The organism is Microbulbifer maximicatervae (SeqCode) (genome assembly GCF_052468095.1).
On the sequence record NZ_CP174332.1, the window covers coordinates 1,512,884 to 1,530,976 of the forward strand.

At 36.1% G+C, this 18,093-nt stretch carries 15 protein-coding genes; 2 read left to right on the forward strand and 13 right to left on the reverse strand.

Annotated elements, in window-relative coordinates; all coding sequences use genetic code 11:
• Positions 1-350 precede the first annotated feature (350 nt).
• Together ACJJIL_RS06585 and ACJJIL_RS06590 are read right to left on the reverse strand one after the other, a co-directional pair.
• Complete coding sequence (locus ACJJIL_RS06585; RefSeq protein WP_445361464.1) at positions 351-1,022, reverse strand: phytoene desaturase family protein; 672 nt, start codon at positions 1,020-1,022, stop codon at positions 351-353.
• Positions 1,023-1,120: 98 nt separating this feature from the next.
• Positions 1,121-1,924: a phytoene desaturase family protein gene (locus ACJJIL_RS06590; RefSeq protein WP_445361465.1), complete on the reverse strand. Its 804-nt coding sequence runs from the start codon at positions 1,922-1,924 to the stop codon at positions 1,121-1,123.
• A gap of 446 nt (positions 1,925-2,370) precedes the next feature.
• Here ACJJIL_RS06590 and ACJJIL_RS06595 point away from each other — a divergent pair, with 446 nt between their 5' ends.
• Positions 2,371-2,523, forward strand: coding sequence for a helix-turn-helix domain-containing protein (locus ACJJIL_RS06595; RefSeq protein ID WP_445361990.1), 153 nt, complete (start codon positions 2,371-2,373; stop codon positions 2,521-2,523).
• Between the two features lie 1,597 nt (positions 2,524-4,120).
• On the opposite strand, the gene ACJJIL_RS06600 is transcribed toward ACJJIL_RS06595, so the two are convergent.
• From ACJJIL_RS06600 to ACJJIL_RS06620, 5 genes are all read right to left on the reverse strand, one after another.
• Positions 4,121-4,750 (reverse strand): acyl-homoserine-lactone synthase, encoded by a 630-nt coding sequence (locus ACJJIL_RS06600; RefSeq protein ID WP_445361466.1) that lies wholly within the window; start codon positions 4,748-4,750, stop codon positions 4,121-4,123.
• Between the two features lie 964 nt (positions 4,751-5,714).
• A complete protein-coding gene (locus tag ACJJIL_RS06605; protein ID WP_445361467.1) occupies positions 5,715-8,126 on the reverse strand; it encodes an ABC transporter permease in 2,412 nt (803 codons plus the stop codon).
• Position 8,127: 1 nt separating this feature from the next.
• Positions 8,128-8,811 carry an ABC transporter ATP-binding protein gene (locus ACJJIL_RS06610; protein ID WP_445361468.1) on the reverse strand — a complete coding sequence of 228 codons (684 nt, stop codon included), beginning with the start codon at positions 8,809-8,811 and terminating at the stop codon, positions 8,128-8,130.
• Positions 8,812-8,825: 14 nt separating this feature from the next.
• Positions 8,826-10,082, reverse strand: a complete 1,257-nt coding sequence (locus tag ACJJIL_RS06615; protein ID WP_445361469.1) for an efflux RND transporter periplasmic adaptor subunit — start codon at positions 10,080-10,082, stop codon at positions 8,826-8,828.
• 35 nt (positions 10,083-10,117) lie between these two features.
• Entirely contained in the window at positions 10,118-11,053 is a 936-nt protein-coding gene (locus tag ACJJIL_RS06620; protein WP_445361470.1) for a hypothetical protein, read from the reverse strand.
• Between the two features lie 603 nt (positions 11,054-11,656).
• Between ACJJIL_RS06620 and ACJJIL_RS06625 the strand changes: the two genes are divergently transcribed.
• Entirely contained in the window at positions 11,657-12,394 is a 738-nt protein-coding gene (locus tag ACJJIL_RS06625; RefSeq protein WP_445361471.1) for a helix-turn-helix transcriptional regulator, read from the forward strand.
• A gap of 70 nt (positions 12,395-12,464) precedes the next feature.
• Here the strand turns inward: ACJJIL_RS06625 and ACJJIL_RS06630 are convergent, their stop codons facing one another.
• The 6 genes from ACJJIL_RS06630 to ACJJIL_RS06655 form a co-directional block, all read right to left on the reverse strand.
• The gene (locus ACJJIL_RS06630) at positions 12,465-14,069 is read right to left on the reverse strand and encodes an ATP-binding cassette domain-containing protein (RefSeq protein WP_445361472.1); all 1,605 of its coding nucleotides are present in this window, start codon (positions 14,067-14,069) and stop codon (positions 12,465-12,467) included.
• Positions 14,070-14,088: 19 nt separating this feature from the next.
• Complete coding sequence (gene lanKC, locus ACJJIL_RS06635) at positions 14,089-16,752, reverse strand: class III lanthionine synthetase LanKC (protein ID WP_445361473.1); 2,664 nt, start codon at positions 16,750-16,752, stop codon at positions 14,089-14,091.
• A gap of 271 nt (positions 16,753-17,023) precedes the next feature.
• Complete coding sequence (locus tag ACJJIL_RS06640; RefSeq protein WP_445361474.1) at positions 17,024-17,137, reverse strand: class III lanthipeptide; 114 nt, start codon at positions 17,135-17,137, stop codon at positions 17,024-17,026.
• 81 nt (positions 17,138-17,218) lie between these two features.
• On the reverse strand, positions 17,219-17,332 hold the full coding sequence (locus ACJJIL_RS06645) for a class III lanthipeptide (protein ID WP_445361475.1): 114 nt from the start codon (positions 17,330-17,332) through the stop codon (positions 17,219-17,221).
• Positions 17,333-17,411: 79 nt separating this feature from the next.
• Complete coding sequence (locus ACJJIL_RS06650) at positions 17,412-17,525, reverse strand: class III lanthipeptide (RefSeq protein ID WP_445361476.1); 114 nt, start codon at positions 17,523-17,525, stop codon at positions 17,412-17,414.
• A gap of 51 nt (positions 17,526-17,576) precedes the next feature.
• A complete protein-coding gene (locus tag ACJJIL_RS06655; protein ID WP_445361477.1) occupies positions 17,577-17,720 on the reverse strand; it encodes a class III lanthipeptide in 144 nt (47 codons plus the stop codon).
• Positions 17,721-18,093: the final 373 nt, after the last annotated feature.

An 18,093-nucleotide genomic window follows, 5' to 3' on the forward strand; every position in this document is an offset into this window, starting at 1 on the left:
TCATAAGTGTAGGAACCAACAAGATAAATAAACAACTATAGAAGTGCTATTTTCTAAATCAGCTGCGGGGGCAGATACCCATTAAAGTCGTAAAGAACCTTGATGGCTATAAATGGGAGAGGGCTATAATCAAAATAAAGGTTTTTGTTGCGCTGGGCACCAGATATTCAATCATCCTCCAAGGAAATAACTGTTTGGTTCTCATATATTTTGTAGCATCAGAGGGATCTGTGAAGTGTTCGAAATAGGTATTCCAACTATTTAAAATAGCAGAATCTTTAGGGCTACTAGTTGGAATCAAGGCTAATTGGTAATAAAGCGATAAAGGGCCTGCATACTGCAGGCCACTCTTATCTATCTCTGAGAATCTCCATAGCAGCATTATGCCCAGGTACTCCAGTAACTCCGCCTCCCGGGTGGCTACCCGAGCCACAGAGATACAGATCCTGTATCGGTGTGCGGTAATCTGCAAAGCCCATAAAGGGGCGATTACTCCATAGTTGGTCCAGTCCTAGGGCACCATGGAATATATCACCTCCCATGAGGCCAAATTTGCGCTCTAAATCTAGCGGTGAGTGAATTTGTTGGGCGATTACCGCATCACGAAAATTGGGAGCATAGTTAGTGACGGTATCGATAATTGTTTTTTCAGCTTGGTCACGATAGTCGTCCCAGCTTTTTCCTTGCGGAAGTTCTGGAGCGAATTGCTGGCAAAATAGGCTGGCGACATGTTTGCCTTCTGGAGCGAGAGTAGGATCGATGGTGGAGGGGATCAATATTTCTACAATGGGGTGTGTTGACCAGCCGTATTGAGTTGCATCGACAAAGGCCTGCTCCAAGTAGGTCATTGTTGGACCAATGACTATCCCAGATTGATGATGCTGTTGTAGGTGAGTTCCAGGCTTACAGATGAAGTCTGGGAGTTCAGACAGTGCTACATTCATACGGAAAGTACCGGAACCTACCCTGAATCCACGTACGCGGCGGCGGAACTCTGGCTCTAGGTGTTGTTCGTCAATCATCCGGGAGTAAAGCAGCTTGGGACCGACATTGGCGATTACTTTGTCAGCCGTAATAGTTTTTCCACTGCTAAGTCGTACGCCGTTGGCACGACTACGGTCTACCAGAACTTCTTTGACTTCCGCATCTGTACGATGACCCCAAGGCGCTCAGCTTCTTTTCGCATGGCTTGAGTGATAGCGCCCATACCGCCCATAGCATGTCCCCAAGCGCCTTTCTCACCGTTAGCCTCGCCAAATACATGGTGTAACAGCACGTAGGCAGAGCCAGGAGTGCTGGGAGCTGCATAATTTCCGACTATAGAGTCGAAAGCAAATGCAGCTTTGACATGGTCATTTTCAAACCAGGCATCCAATACACTTGAAGCACTCTTGGTGAATAGGTCAAGTGCATCGCGACGAGATGACATACTCAACTTTTTCGCTCTTAAGCCAAAGCCCCCAGCACGAACTAAATCCACAAAGCCACCGCCGACATTAGGGGGAGAGCGGAGTAATTCCTCGCGCAAAATATCTGCTACGGTTTCCAGCATGGCATAAAAGTCAGGTAAGGTAGCTGCGTCCTTTTCTGAGAAACGTGCAATCTCAGCTTGTGTACCCAAGATATTTTTATGGAAAGAGAGACTTTCACTATTTGAAAGTGGAAAGAAGTTAGCTTGTGGCCGTAACTTGATTTCCAAGCCATGTTCACGGAGATTGAGATCTTCGATGATTTTCGGGTTGAGTAAACTTACTGTGTAGCTTGCTACAGAATTTCTAAATCCTGGGTAGAACTCTTCAGTTACTGCTGCCCCCCCGACTATAGACCGGCGTTCAAGGATCGTTACTTTTTTCCCTGCTTTTGCTAAATAACAAGCGCAGACCAGGCCGTTATGACCTCCACCAATAATCACAAAATCCTTCATTATTATTCTCTATATGGATAAGGACTAGCATGAATATTTACAGAAAATTATCAAAAAATAAAGATGGTTCTTTTGGCTTCATTTTCGGATCTATAACTCTAGTCACTACTTCTTAATTCGGCAATTCTATAGTTCTGTATAATGTCCAAATGAAGATTATTGACGCAAGAAATTAGCCGTTTCAGCTCCGGAAGTAATCACGGAACTGCCGTAAAGCTTTGGTAGAAATCATCGCCCATAGTAGAAGTTAAAAGAACAAGGATGTTTCCATTCGAACTGTGCAAAATTGGATTAATACTTACAAATCGAGTGGTTTCAAGGCGTTAGTTGCTAAAATGTACATCAACTCGAAGGGGATGAATTGCCGCCTAACGGCAGAGTAATAAAAACACTTTGAAAAACAAATCGTAGATGAACAGCCGGATCAGCTCAAACTTAACTACGCTCTGTGGACTCGTAAGACTGCCATGAAACTAATCGAACGTGAATATGACATAAAAATGCCAATTCGAACGATCGGTGATTATCTGAAATGCTTGAGTTTTACACCTCAGAATTCCGCCATACGTGCCTATAAGCAAAACCCCAAAAGTCGTTAAAAAATTTATAGATGAACCGAAGATGAAAAAATTAGGTGTTTTTATGGACGCTACATTTACCATCGTATTCACCTGAATTGAAATTAGATAAATATTTGAACGGCGACCTTAAAGGGCATGTACATAGTGGGATTCCAGTGCGATGCAAGAAAAAGTTAAAAAAAGTACTTTCTCACATGAAAATACTACCCGTGTAGCTTCCTATTTTAAGCATGAGGCAATTGAATATACGGCATAAACGAACTATTGGACCGCCGGGTTAATAATGTAGACAGTCTCATCAATTTAAGTTTCTAAAAATATAACACCGACAAAGCTCTAGAGTATAATAATGACAGGAATTTAATCTCATAAATTTTAAGGCCATTCTTGCATACCATAAACTATGTCTCGATACTTGCTTCAACTCTGAAATACATTTCTCTTTAGACAGCTGTGGAAGCCCAATATTCTCCCATTGGCTATTTAGAAGTTTATAGCTCAACATCCTTCTCAAACGATTATTTAAATAATCTATAACTTTCTTCAATATGTGTTTGACTCACAATCTTGAAGTCAGCTTATGTTAACACAACAAGCTATTGGTATTCTCATTTAAGGGCCTCTCAAGATGAATATAGACCCACAAAAAAACTTTACATCCAGAGTCCCACTAATCTTTTCGGATTGAAAAAGCTCTTTACCATTATCAGCAGCAATAGTATGTACGAAGCCCCTGTATGGCTGAATTAATGTAATGGTAGCTTGAGTAACCAGCTTTGCTGTCTTACACTCAACTTACTGAGAGAGTAAATTTGCTATTACGATTTACAATCATAACCAGAGCAGCGCTATGATCGTTGTCTATTATGATATCAATTTTCCTGTCTCCGACACGAGATTTATCATTGATAAATTGTAAGCGCTCCTTGATATTGATGACATTTTTGATGCACCATTTCCATTGGTTCATTCGTTGTAGGGCCTATCCCTGCGCCGTGAATTCCCGTAAAAGGTTCCACCATCCTGCCTATTCGCTCAGATATGCAGGTAAATAGTCTTATGGCAAGTCGATAAGTCTTCTTCCTGGTCGAGCTAGCTGGAAACTTGTTCTGGTTCCAATTGTAACTTCAGTTTTCTCTCCATCAAGACAATAGTCTTAAGTCGCTTAATTAGTTTCCTCGCCTGTCTACGCCGCTCTTCAGCTACCCAGTGAGCTTGCATATAGCGGTAGCCTTTCGCACCTCGATTTCAAATGAGGTCTTTGCTGATCTTAGGCTAGCTCTAGCTAGCCAAAATCTCCGGGCGATTGTTCTCTGACTCCAATCACTTTTCGTTAACACCCAAATTTGGCATCGCTGCTCTTCGCGTGGTTTTCTGTAATGATATGTCATCACTATGGAGAAGAAAAGGCAGATGTTGTCTTCAGTTGACCGTTCTTTGTCTGATGATTAACTGATGCATTTCAGAGTTAAATAAAACACCATATTCAAGTAATCAACTGGTATAATTAAGTATTAAACATATCAGACTTAAACTTAAGGGAATCATCAAATATAGTGAATATGAGACCCACACTCCATATATCGTTACACACAAATATTATTATCTTAATTAATTATGCTGCCAATGCCTCAAAGCTACTTTCCATATCAATCCACAACGCAACAGATTTCTCAACTCCAATCTTAATCGATCGCCCAGCCCCCATTCTCCTTGTTTTCACTCCAAGTAAACGTAATATTCTTTCACAGCCAACAGTAGTTACTAAAACGTAATTTTTTATGTTTTTTTCTATCCCAAAATAATAAAATGATTTAACCATTTCTAATGTGGCTGAGCTAACTATATTAGCACCTTTAGAGCTCGAATTATTTTCTACTGTAAAACGACTAATCTCCCAAACTTCATCTTGCTGAGGTGCATCCTCACCCTGAAGAAGCTGAGGAAAAACATCTTTTAACATATAGCTTCCTTTTGTAGGCAAGGCTCGCCAGCAGCCAACAACATCTTCATCTTCATTTATCATAGCGATATGAGAAACATTTAAATCATCAAACTCATCAACTTCCATTCCTTCGCAGGAGGTAACATCCCAACCCAACCTTTCAACGAAAGATTTGTGCCTAAGCTTAAAAACTTTAGTTAAAGTATCTGAGTTTTCATTTCTAGAAATACTATCAATTACTTTTAAACTTAACATTTTGCTTTCCGTTTTTTTAAGGTAAAGCAAAGTTAAAGCAAACATTAACTCCCCATAACTGTTAGAATTGAGCGTGTAAGATCTGACAGGTTCAGAATAAAAGCAAACCATAACACAATCGCGTATATATAATTGAAACCAATAAAGTATTGAACAAAACCGAAGATATGTCCGCCTGTTTAAGCCTGTTAATAAATAGTAAGAGATTATCGCTTAAAATATAAATATTCATTTACACAATAAAACCTGAATGTATTTAGAGAGAAATTCACACTGAAAGCAGTCGTAAACCTGAGAATCTCACGAACACCTTACGATTAACTTGGCAGATTTTATCCCTTCCAAAACCACGATAAATTATGCTCAGACAACTCTTACCGAGATAAAATAAATTACTTAATAAAGCAGAAGCTTTAAGTATAAATTACTTAAAATCATTCACGTAGAAATACAGAACTTTAAAATATCCTGAAAAGATATACATCTATTAAGTGAGATGGGGTTTGACAAAAATGGAGATACATCGGGATTTTAAACCGAAGCATAAGAAAGGCGCCAAAGCTATAATTTCTAGGTACGGAATTTAACTTCAAATAAAATAGGGAATGTAGGTCTCTCTGCTAGAGACCTATGCTTCTAAATAAAGAACTGAGGCAAAATTTATAGACTCTTAATAGAATCTTGGAAGATGCCGGTTAATGAAATCATTATACAAATAAGATTTTGAAGTCAAGTACTACGGAATCCACAAACCAATAAAAACTAGGGGCCCCTGAATAATTTCACGATATCTCTAATTTTCAGGATGACCCTTAATCAACGTGTGACTTCACAGAAATGACTAGATCTTTGAATAAATTGCAAAACAGATATAAGTCCCTATAGGCGATTCTTGAAGGCTGTAGCTATAGTCTAGTAATGACTAAACCACTCGAAGTGCATTTTCCTAACAGCCGTAACCTTCAAGGTCTGTAGAGATATTGAGAAATTATCCTAACCCCCTCAGACTCTATTCAACATTAAGCACATCTGCTGGACGTTGACGTATATACTTAAGCCCTGTTAAAGCTATCGTCAGCCAAATTATGGTACTAACCAAAATTCCTGCAAACAAATATATGTGAAATTCCGGATATATACGATTATTAAAATCAGCCAACCAGTACATTAAAGGGAAGTAAGTTATTGGTAGAGAAATTAAAATTCCAACTATTATTAACCATATATACTCTTTTGCTAGAAGATTGATTAAGTCAATTTTAGAAGCCCCCAAAACCTTACGAATAGAAAATTCTCTTGACCGACATTGTGCGCTATATGACGAAAGTCCAATAATTCCAATTACGGTAAGGAATATTGTGAGACCACAGAATACTAGAATAAATTCTGCTGCTTTTTGGTCATCCTTATACAGATTATTATATTTTTCATCAATAGAAACCACGTCATACAGCTCACTATCAATTATTTTGTTAATTTCATTTTTTATAGGTGTTATAGCATTTCTTATTTTACCTTGATTAAGGTTAATAACTATGTTGGACTTTGATAGCCTGCTAAAGCCACATATAAAAAATAGTGGGGAGGTGCTATTTTTAGATGAACCAACTTGGACATCGGAGACCACACCAACAATTTTAACATTAAATGTACTTAGTTGATCCTTATCACTATTGATCTTCCAAGTTTTCCCAATTACACCCTCTGGGGATTGAAATCCAGCCATCCTTACTATTGATTCTGTAATAATTATGCTTGCATATTTATTTTCTTTATCGTCTTTATGGTACCAGTCGGCCGCAAAGTCAGAAGAAAAATCTCGTCCCGCTAATAACTTCAGACCTAGAGTTTCAACAATTCCATATCCAGAACCAGCAAAAGGCAAAAATGGAACGTCCGTATTTGCTCCCGGCCAAATTAGCTTAGCTGATGTATTTGTAGTGCTAGCAAGTGAGGTATCGATAACACCAACATTTTCAACTCCAGATAAATTTCGCAAATTATTTAATAAAAAATTATCACCATCTTTAAAAATTGCTGCAGATGGAATACCCACCACTTCAACCCTTTGATCACGTTCATATCCAACAGGTAAGTTTCTCACATGGTTCAGCTGTTGAAATATGGTAGCGGCTGATATTATCAATCCAATTGACATTGCAGTCTGTAGTGACAAAAGAGACTTTCTAACTAAAGTTGATGTTTCTGCTCCTTTGTTTTTACTCCCTAAAATATCTCTAGCATCTAACGAGGAGAAAAATAAAATTGGATACAAACCTGAAAATATACCAGCCCCAATGGAGACAAATAGCAACAAAAGAATATGCTCGACTGAAAGCGTTAAGCCATAACCTGTTATGTTAGACAACCATGGAAGTAGCAGGACAACCAGTATAAGTGCCACGATTGCAGAAACAAAGGAAATGATTATATATTCAACTAAAAGCTGAATACTTAAGTCAAAACTGCTTGCTCCGAGAGACTTTCTGATACCAACTTCGATTCTACGGCCTCCCAACTGGGAAATACTCATGTTTGCAAAATTAATCACCGAAATTCCGATCAATAAAATACCCAGCAAGACACATACAAGGATAGTAATTCTTGAACCGTTTGTTTTCATCTCAAACTGTGAGCTTGAATTTAAATGCACCTTATCTAATCTTAGCAGTTCAATGCTTATTGTATCTCGCCCTTGGTATGCAATATCATTATATTTGCTAGATATATAACGACCTATAGGGATTGATTTTTTTGGATTAATCAATTTAACATAAGTGTAGCTATTGTTTGCCCCCATCCCAGGTTTTTCAAGCATTTCTTTATTTGTAGACGTTAATGCTTGGAAAGCAAAGTGGGTATTTTCTTGTAGATTTTCAAAGATTGCTGATACTGTCCAGTTGTTGGTACTCCCCCTCAAATTTTGTCCTAGAATATCTATATGCCCGAAAAGTCGATAGGCCTCATCAACAGAAAGAGCTACATGCTTAGGACTATTTAATACTAATTTTAGATCCCCGGATAATACTTTCAGATTTATAAAACTTTCCACATTACTTGTTACAGCAAACAAACCGTTTAACTTTATTTTTCTGCCATTAGAGTATGAGTAAATCTCATTATTTTTTGTGAGATCTATAAGATTTAATACTTCATGTATGCCGTTTAACTTAATTAGCTCTTTGTTAAAGGATGAGCTTACCAAAGGAGCTTCCACACCGATTTCTTTCCAGGTTTGCTGCAACCTGAAGCTAGATTCATATTCAGGTTGAAATTTATCAAAAGAGAGATGAAATGAAACGAACAACCAGATCAATATTGCAGATGCCACACCTATCGATAAACTTAATATGGTGATGAAGCTTTGCGACAAATTTTTTAAAATTATACGCAGAGCCAAGCTTATATTTCTTATTTTCATTTTAACTCCCACAGACATGATTATCAGTCACTATCTTTCCATCGAGAAGATGTAAGGTTCTATTTCCATACCTTGCATCCCTTTCAGAGTGAGTAACCATAACAATAGTTGACCCATTTTCATTCAGATTCGATAGGAGCTTCATTACTTCGAGACCATTCTCCGAATCTAGATTACCTGTAGGTTCGTCAGCTAATATTAATTTAGGATCTACGATTAAAGCTCTTCCAATAGCTACACGTTGTTGCTGCCCTCCGGAAAGCTGTCTAGGGAAATGGTTCAACCGATGCGAAAGATTCAATTTATCAGCAATATTTTCTATTTTTTCTTTTCTAATTTTTTTGCATATTTTATTGTAAATCAAAGGGAGTTCAATATTTTCCGATACAGTCAGCTCGTTAATCAAGTTGAATGACTGAAAAATATATCCAATATTTTTACTCCTCAAAGAAGAAAGTTCTTTTTCAGAGAATCCCAGTACCTCTAGATCCATGAAAAGATAACTACCCGAATCTCCAGAGTCCAGCATACCAAGTATTGAAAGCAGCGTTGACTTCCCACACCCTGATGGCCCCATTATGGAGATAAAATCCCCCTCATTAACCTCTAAACAGATAGAGTTCAGTGCAGAAGTTTCCACTTCATCGGTATAATATTTTTTTTGAATATTTTTTAACTGTAGCATTGTATGCCCTTAAATTAATAAATTATAAGTTCTTGTGCATTGATAAAGTTGTCATAACCTGAAGTTATGACAATGTCATTACTATTTAGACCATCAGCAATTTGATATGTAACTGAGTTTTTTCTTCCCAGCTTTATTTCTCGACGATATGCCTTATCACCATCTTGCGTGACAACAAATACCCACTGGCCACCTGTAGAATTAATAAAGGCACCTTTGCTCAGCATCAAAGAGTCTTTTTCTGGCTTGCTGAGAATAATATCTAAATCTAAACTTTGACCGCTTTTAATGTCTCCAGGATTGCCAGGCATATCTACCTCTACCAAGAATTTTGCGTCATTTACTTTGCTGTCCACTTTACTTATATTTGCCTTAATAGTTTTATCATTAATGTAGATATTAACAGGCATTCCCGGCTGAATTTCATTTAAGTAATACTCATCAATAAATACGGATAGTTTATAACTGTCAGGATAATCTATTTGTCCCAGTCGAGCTCCCTGCGATTTAGATTCACCAACAACTACATCTAAGTCACTCAAAAAACCGGAGATGGGTGCACGAACCAATAGATTTCTAAGGTTTTCACGCGCTATTTTTAAATTGCTCTCTAACCTTTTCGCACTATCTTCTAACTGATCAATCTGGGCCTTACGGATTAATTTTTCCGAATCTTGACGTTCGAGCGTAAGACGTTTTCTATTTTCATAATATTCAAGATCATCCTCCAAGTTCAATAAATCATTATTTGCAATCACACCACTTTTTATGAGAACTTTTGCTTGTTTTAATCTTCTTTTAATGCCAGCTAATTTATGCTCTATCTCTATAAGATCTCTTTTCAGATTTAGTTTGTTGGTTTCCGTTGTCATTTGAGTGTTTCTTAAGAAATTTAATTGCTCTGTAATTTGAGCCTCTCTACTAATTACATCTAGCTGCAATGAGCTATTTGACAGCGCTATTAACGGCTGATCCTTTTCAACAAACTCCCCTTGTTCAATAAGAATTTCTTCTACTCGCCCACCACTAACTGCATCCAAGAAAATAGTTTTTTTTGGCTCAACTGTACCTCTAAGACGGAGGTTTTCTTCAAACGTACCGAATTTAACCTTTGACAAGGTAACAGAGTCTAGAGGTATTCTTTGTTGATTTAAAAATATATTGGATTTATATATTTTATAGGAAATCAGTATGGTTACTATGATCAAAGAAAGAATGATTAAATTCTTCTTGATTTTTATATTTTTTCTTTTGTTGATTTTCCTATCCATATGCCCCTCACATAGTTACTATAAGTTTTTTTAGATTAAAAAGGCGTCTTGAGTAACTCGACTTGAACTCCAAGTGAAAATACATGGCTGTCTTTTATAGACCATCCAGAATATTTATTTAGTAAGTGTTTGGTGGTTTCGGATGTTCTGTTACTAGAGTTAGTAAGAAATTGATTGGTAATGAATAGTTCATCAATTAAATCTAACTCCATGAGCTTTAAGCAAGTTGAATTATTTACAATCAATACAGCAGTAGATAAGTTTAAGTCGACTAAATTTGAGAAAAACTTTAACAAACTTTCCACATTCTTATATTGATGCGTTAGAATTTCACTTCCTGCCGCGTTATATTTCCACTTATAGATAGGTCTATTGAACTCTTTATCATGAATTAATGCATGACTTCCTAATACTCGTTGCTCAACCTTATGAATATATCCAAAGTCATGCTCATATGCTGATACTTCATGTATTAGTTCACTTGAGGTATCTGTCGTAAAACAAGTAATCCATGGGCGTTTTTTGGTTTTCAATGTAAATGGCCCAAAATATAGATCATTGGAAATATCACCAATATCATAATAATTAATATCGACGTCTATATAACTATCGACTCTTTGATTATCCTTAAATGCCCACCATGGATAATTCATGAATGGTAAGTTCAGCTCTTGTATCGATGTATGTTTTAATTTTGAAAGTAATTCGCTAAGTGTAATAAATTCATTGTAAGTGCTTCCAGATAGATTTATCGATGTTGCTTCCGGGTAAGACAGCAGCTTTTTCCACATATCTATTATTGGATAACCTACCATACCAGCACCTGAGCATAAAAAGCGTTCCTCATCACTAAATGTCCAAGCCCATCCGGAATATTTGGATGCTTGCATAGCTTTATCTAAAGTGATCAATAGATTCTTCGGCAGCTTTTCAGGGTTGTATATTCTTGAAGGGTAGAATTCTTTAGCCATTCTATTTCACCTATCTTTCAATGGCAAAATAATAGATTGCGAAGCTAATCTTTATTAGCTGTTACTTCTTACAGCTTCCTATTATTGGAAGGAAAATTAGGGAAGACAGATTTATATCTTTTAATAACCATATAGGATATATGGATTGTAAGTAAATAAGTCTCTTATAGTAATCTTAAACTTTATTGCGTTAAACCCAAGCTGCTTAAAAAGAATCAATTACCAGGATATTTTAATTATTAACTTATTTACAGATTTATTCTATAGGACAAATGGTTTCATGTATAGATAGATGTCAATAGTATGACTGTGCTTTTAGACTACTTGGGTTTAGCTAAAGTTAAATTTACCTTAATATAGCTAGCCTATTAAGAAGAATTACACTTTTGATAGCATTCTCAATACCAAATCCTGACTTAACTGCCAATTTATCACATGGTATTTACCAATAAATTAGTGTCAAAAACTATTGGCTAGCTTAGTATTAGTACGAAAATTGTTGCTCTATTAGCAATAAATATACGAATAGTAAGGTTGTACAAAATAGCTAATATTATATTTGTTGATAAACGTAAACTTTAATCAAAAATGGATTTTTGGTAAATGGATAGTAAGACATTTTTACAGATTATTCAAAATTTGGAATTCCTTAAAACAACTGATCAACTTAAGACTGCATGTGAGGAGTTCTGTCATCTTCTTGAGATCCCATATTACTTGATGGGTATGGTTTCTCAGGACTCGCTCTATACACCTAATATGAATGTTCTGACTAACTATCCAAAACAATGGATGGATATTTATTTTGAGCAGGAGAAGCACAGGCATGATCCTGTTGTGATATATATGATGAACAAACATGCTCCCACTCAGTGGAGTCAGCTATTTCAATTAGGACAGTTTAGTGACGCAAAAAGCCAGGCTTTTATGCGAGAAGCTAAATCTTTTGGATTGAAAAATGGACTTAGTATTCCTATAAGATCAACCACAGGTGAATTTGCAGTTTTTAGCCTAGCTATTGATGATGATAGTGAACAAGGAAATATTAAACTTAATAACAAACTGCCATTTGCTCATACTTTTGGTGTTAATCTATTTGAGCGTTTCATTACACTTCAGTCTCCAGAAACGCATGAATTCAAATTAACTTCTAGAGAAAAACAGTGTTTATTTTGGGCTTGCGAAGGAAAAACAGCGTGGGAAATATCTCAGATAATTAACGTTACCGAGCGCACTGTTCTTTTTCATCTTAACAATGTTACAAAAAAATTAGGGGCTGCCAATCGTCAGCACGCAGTATCACTGGCAATGCGCCATGGGATTATCACCCCTAACATATAATAATTAGCTACTGAAGATTCATCTTTAATGATTAAAATTTATTTGGAATAAACACATCCATGTTGAATGTTTATATGTTTGGATTCATCTTTTTTAACGATATTGAACCATCTCCCTTTATATTTAGTATTGAGTCAAAAGTGTCACTAAAACGTTTACCTTCATGCATAATCATCATAAGCATTGACCCCTTTGTGAACAAATTAATTAATTCAAGAACTCTATTTTTTGCTTTGTCGTCAATATTCGCTAATGGCTCATCAAAAATATAGGTCCCGGCTGGCTTTAATAAGCAAAGCGCTATTTGACATTTTTTCTTTTGACCTTCGGATAAACTTTCATACTTCAAATCAAGACAATTATTTAACTCTAACTCTTCAATTAAAGTTGATATTCTATCTTTGCTACCATACTTTGATCCAACAATATTTAAATTGTCTTCTATCGTTCCAGGAAGAAGGCCAAATGGATAGAGAGAACAGCTTAACTCATCTTGTCTAGGCCCAGCTATACTACCTTTACTAGGAATATAAAATCCTGCTAGCAAGTTAGCTAGTGTACTTTTACCAGACCCATTCGGACCATTAACTAAAATACGATTATCTGCTCCAATTTCCAAATCTACATTATTAAAAATTGATTTACCTTCATAGCTATATTCAACTGCTTTTAGAGAAAAACTTGGAGCCTTTAATCTTTCCTGTATATATAATCCATTTGGCTCAGACTTAAATGTGTAGTATCTATCTATTAAGGTATTCAACATAGCTAGATTTGGTATAATGGCAGTGACTTGCTCTACTGAACGGGTAATCATTGAAAATGCACGCGTTAAAGCAAATAGTGAGCCGATCGTTATGATGCCTGATATAACTTGATAGCCAGCGATAATTATTACAGATAGTTCAGAGTATGAAAGAAATGCTGCACTTAGTGCACGATACATACTCGCACACTTAACTCCCTGATAGATTGCATCCAAAGGTTTTTTCAAGCCTTGCTTAACCTCTCTTGATGCATCTTTATTTAGCTCAAAAAGTCTTACTAGTTTAAAGCTATCAATCACTGTCGAAAGGATAGATTTAAATTCAGCTTCCCTCTCATGCATGATATTTGTTAGCGTACTAATTTTCCCACTAAACCGATTAGCTAAAGCATAAAGTATGGGAATTATCAGTCCTAAAGTTAGAGTTACTTGCCAACTTACCCAAAGTGCAACCCCAATTCCAGAAATTGCCACAAAGATCCCTACAACAAGCGACAGAATAACATCAACAACGGTTGCAAGTTGTTTTGGCTCATCATGCAATCTTGATATATAGTAACCTTTACCATTGGAGGAAACTTTTGTATAGTCATGATTGTAATAAGCAGATGTTAATTCGGTGCACAGGTTTTTTTGTATTTCATTCTTAAGGTTTTGTCGCATTAAAGCAGTTAGGTAACCCAGATATCTCCCTGAAGTTGTTATTAAAAGCACCGCTAAGGATATAATTAAAAATAATTTAATATCTCCTGTGGTTATTGCGTCGATAAGATATTTTAGGGCGACCGGGTCGAATATAGTAAATACGATTGCCTGGAAGATACTTACTCCAAACAGTACCCCAAATTTAAATTTGAAGGGCTTTATTAGTTCTATTACGAGATTAAATTTATCATACTTTGGTTGCATTTTATTTCTCTTATATTGGCTAGTCTATATCAATTAACCAACGAGATTGCCCCGTAGATATTCTATTAAGAAATAACCCAATACCTGATGATCCGTGCGCAAGATCAGTGGAAAGTCTAAAAGAAAACCTCCCAGGGTAGATATTTCCTTCTTCTTTTTCAACTGAAAATAACATTATGCTATCGGCAACTTGATGTGCGCACTGTAAATAACTTTCGTCTCCCGTTACCTGATATGCATCCAACAAAAGATCTCCGTAACCGGCCAAACCATTAAAGCTACCTTGCTCTGCGCTATACTTTGAAAAATTTGAAAGTACCAATTTCTTTAGTATATCTAGGTATTTTCGCTTTTTTGTGGTTTCATAGAATCTAGCAATAACCGCACCAACCCCACCAGCCCCATACTCCCAATATGGTAATTGTTGGCTGCTATCTGCTGTTTCTCCCCAACTATATATTCCATTTTCTTTTCGACCGACATTTATATCGTATTCTAACGTTTTTTCTGCAAAATTTAAGGTTTCTTCATCATTAGTCACTTTAAAAAGAAGTAATAAAAATAGAGCTATACCGGAATTTCCGTGCACCATTCCAACAAGACTGTTTTCTTCATCCTCCTCACAAAAAACTATACCACCTTTTTTGATAAAGGCTCTTTCAGAAAGTAACTTTCCAATTTCTATCGCCCGGTCTAAAAATTTTGTAAATCCTGTCTTGTTATACATTGAAAGACATACAAATCCAATGCCTGCCAAACCATATCCAAAATTATTAATTTCTCTAAAAAGTGAAGAATCAAAACTTCTTTGCAAGTACTCTTCGGCCAAGTCAAGGCGGTTTAATTCAATTTCAGCTAATGCCATTCCAGCGGTACCCACTAGCAGCCCAGGACTAACATCCTTAGGTTTTATGCAGTCTATTTTATCTAATAGATGTTGTGGTATGGCATGTCCTGTTCGTGACAACAATACAGCTGGGCCATAATAACCATATGCCAATGCATTTGGATATATATCAAATGCTCGATAGTCAATCGGAATAAAATTTGAATGTCCGCTTATTTTCACTCCGGATTGGATTAAGCTAGCTAACTTTTTCACCTCAGAATCGACTTCAAATGGTGAAAGCAAACTATTTCTTATAGGTAACTTTTCAAATGGACTAGTGGAACTTTCAGCCACGGCTGGCTGATAATTTTTCTCTAAATGAAGAATAGATTTTAGAGCGTCATCCACGTTACCTATGGATAGGTTAACAATTGTATTTTTTATTTCTTGGTCTAATTTACAATTATCAATAATATTTGACAGCAAGTTCCACTGGATTTTCTTTTTGAATTCAAAAGTATTTTGAACCGGCAGTAAGATACTATATAAAACCATAGACAGGGCATACCAATCACTACTAAAGTTGCTTCCCTCTTTAAGTAAGCTTGAAATTATACCGAATCCTGGAGTACTTAAAATAGGGATATCACTTACGTGATCTGTAACCTTCCCTTTCCCAAAACAATGAGCTCCGTCAAAATCAATAAATTTTACTGATTTTTTTTCTTTGTCAATCATTATGTTATTAGGAGATATATCGCCGATCACAATACCACGCTTATGTGCTGCCAATACAGCATTTATGCAGGATTTTCCAATCCAGATAAACTCTCCTTTAAATCTTTCCGCTGATGCTAAGGTATCTTTAAAGGGAACCAATGTGCACTCACTGCTAGCCCGATACTTTCTCAGAGGAATACCTGATATTAATTCCTCAACCAAAAAGGAGTGCTCCCACTCTACAAACCAATCCAAAGCTTCAGGGAAATACTCAATGTTTTTCAGCTCTTTTAAAGCTTTATACTCATTTTTAAGGACTTGATCCGAATATATCCTCCCCTTATTTATAGACTGAAATTCAACAAATGGTCTTGCTTCTTTAATTACAACTTGACTTCCAGTCTTCTGGTCAATTGCTTTGTAAACACCACCACTATTCGAAAAGGAGAGTGCTTCAGTTATTCTGTACCTATTATTAAGGAGTGTATTATGTGTAGTAATATCTGTTTTATTTGGAAACGGTTCATCGATCCATTCCGGTAGGTGGTAAAATGCCTCCCTTTTATCCTCGACTAGTTTTCCTAGATTATCCCTAATGCAAGCTATTTTATCACCATTGGCCTTAATTTGGGGGATAGAGATAAATCCGCCATATCGATAATGTACTACATTGCTATCTAGGTAACGTTTATCAGATAAAATATACGCTCCTAAATTCTCTTTAAGAGATATGTAAAGTTCATGGATTATAGACTTAAAGATATTAATATTAACAGGATATATTGTTATTAATTTTCCGGCACTACTACGTGAACATGATTTCGACATCACTCCGCCGATAAAATCTTTTCGACAAATTACTTTAAATGCAACATTATGCTCAACACACTTAATTAAGGTTTTTGTAATTATTTCATATACATGGGAATCTATCGCAGATATGTGAATCTTGAACCCTTGACACGGAAGGGTTTGATCTTTCGGGGTTCCACACAACCAAATACTACTACGATTTAAACTCCATGATTTGGGTACAATTTTAGTAACCGCTTCAAGATAGGACTTGTCAGACTGTAACTCTACCGGCACAGTAAAGTAATTTCGATCTCCATAAACATACAAGTTATTTCTCATGTTAGAGCTTCCTCTTAAATTCTAACTTAAAACAGTAATGGCTAACATAGCCTATAATCAGAGCTAAACTTACTTACGAAATTTTATTTAATTGCGCCCAGTTGAATTTCAAAACCATATAAAGCATATCTTATATATATGATTTATATGCTAGCAGTCATACTTTTTAACCTTCCTTGGTCAACTATTAACATTAACCAGCTCGCAGATTTTTAGTCCGCGAGCTAGTTAATAAATCACCTATTATACGCTCTTATGTAGCAGCTGAAATTTAGACCTGTTCAAATTCTTGATCGCTACCGCAATGATTACTAATAGTACTCCAGTCCATAGGCTCATGGTCAACTTCAACGGCAAGAGCCTGTAAATTCAATACATTATCCACTGATTTTACCTTCTATTTAATTAAGACAGCTTAGGTTTGATTGGACTCCAAGCTGATAGTAGAGTTTAGCTATTATACTTTTTAAATTTTGTCCAATTCTCTATCACCACCACAATGATTGCTAATGGTGCTCCAATCCATTGGTTCACGGTCAACTTCAACGGCGAGAGATTGCAAATTAAGTACATTATTCATTGATTTCACCTTGTATTTAATTAGAACAACTTAGGCTTGCTTTTCCCCTAAGTTGATATGAAAGTCAGCTATTAGATTTTTAAATCTGATCTAACTCTCTATCACTTCCACAATGGTTACTGATAGTGCTCCATTCCATAGGTGCAGTATCATCTTCTACGGCTAAAGTTTGCAGATTCAGTACAGAATTCATTTTCTTATCCTTAATATATTCTATTTATTTATCACAAAATTACATATGTTTTCAGCTTGGATCTAACTGATCAGATCCGCAATGGTTACTAATAGTACTCCACTCCATGGGCGCGGTATCATCTTCTACAGATAAGGTTTGTAGGTTTAGTACAGAGTTCATATTTCTATCCTTAAAGTGTTTAGATAAAGTCATCTCTTAATGACGGAGTTAATTATATTTATATTTTTTTAGTTCGATAGCCGTAACAAATGACAGGGATTTACGTTCACTATAGTATTCAAACTCACAAAATTTTTAGTTTGGCGATTCTCAGAGTTGGATGTAGGAAATGTTTGCTTAGATTTTAAATTAGCAGGTCGATGGCATCGCTGTACCAGGATGACTGATCTAGCATTGATTCGTATAGGTTATATACTGTTCAAATAGTGCATCCTGTAAGATTTTACAGGTTGGAGTATTGGAAATATTATATATATTTTATACTTAAATTTTGTGATTGCCTTTTAAGGAAAATTTTGTGCTGAAAAAAGATAACATCATTAGTTGCCGATTAAGTGGCAATTCA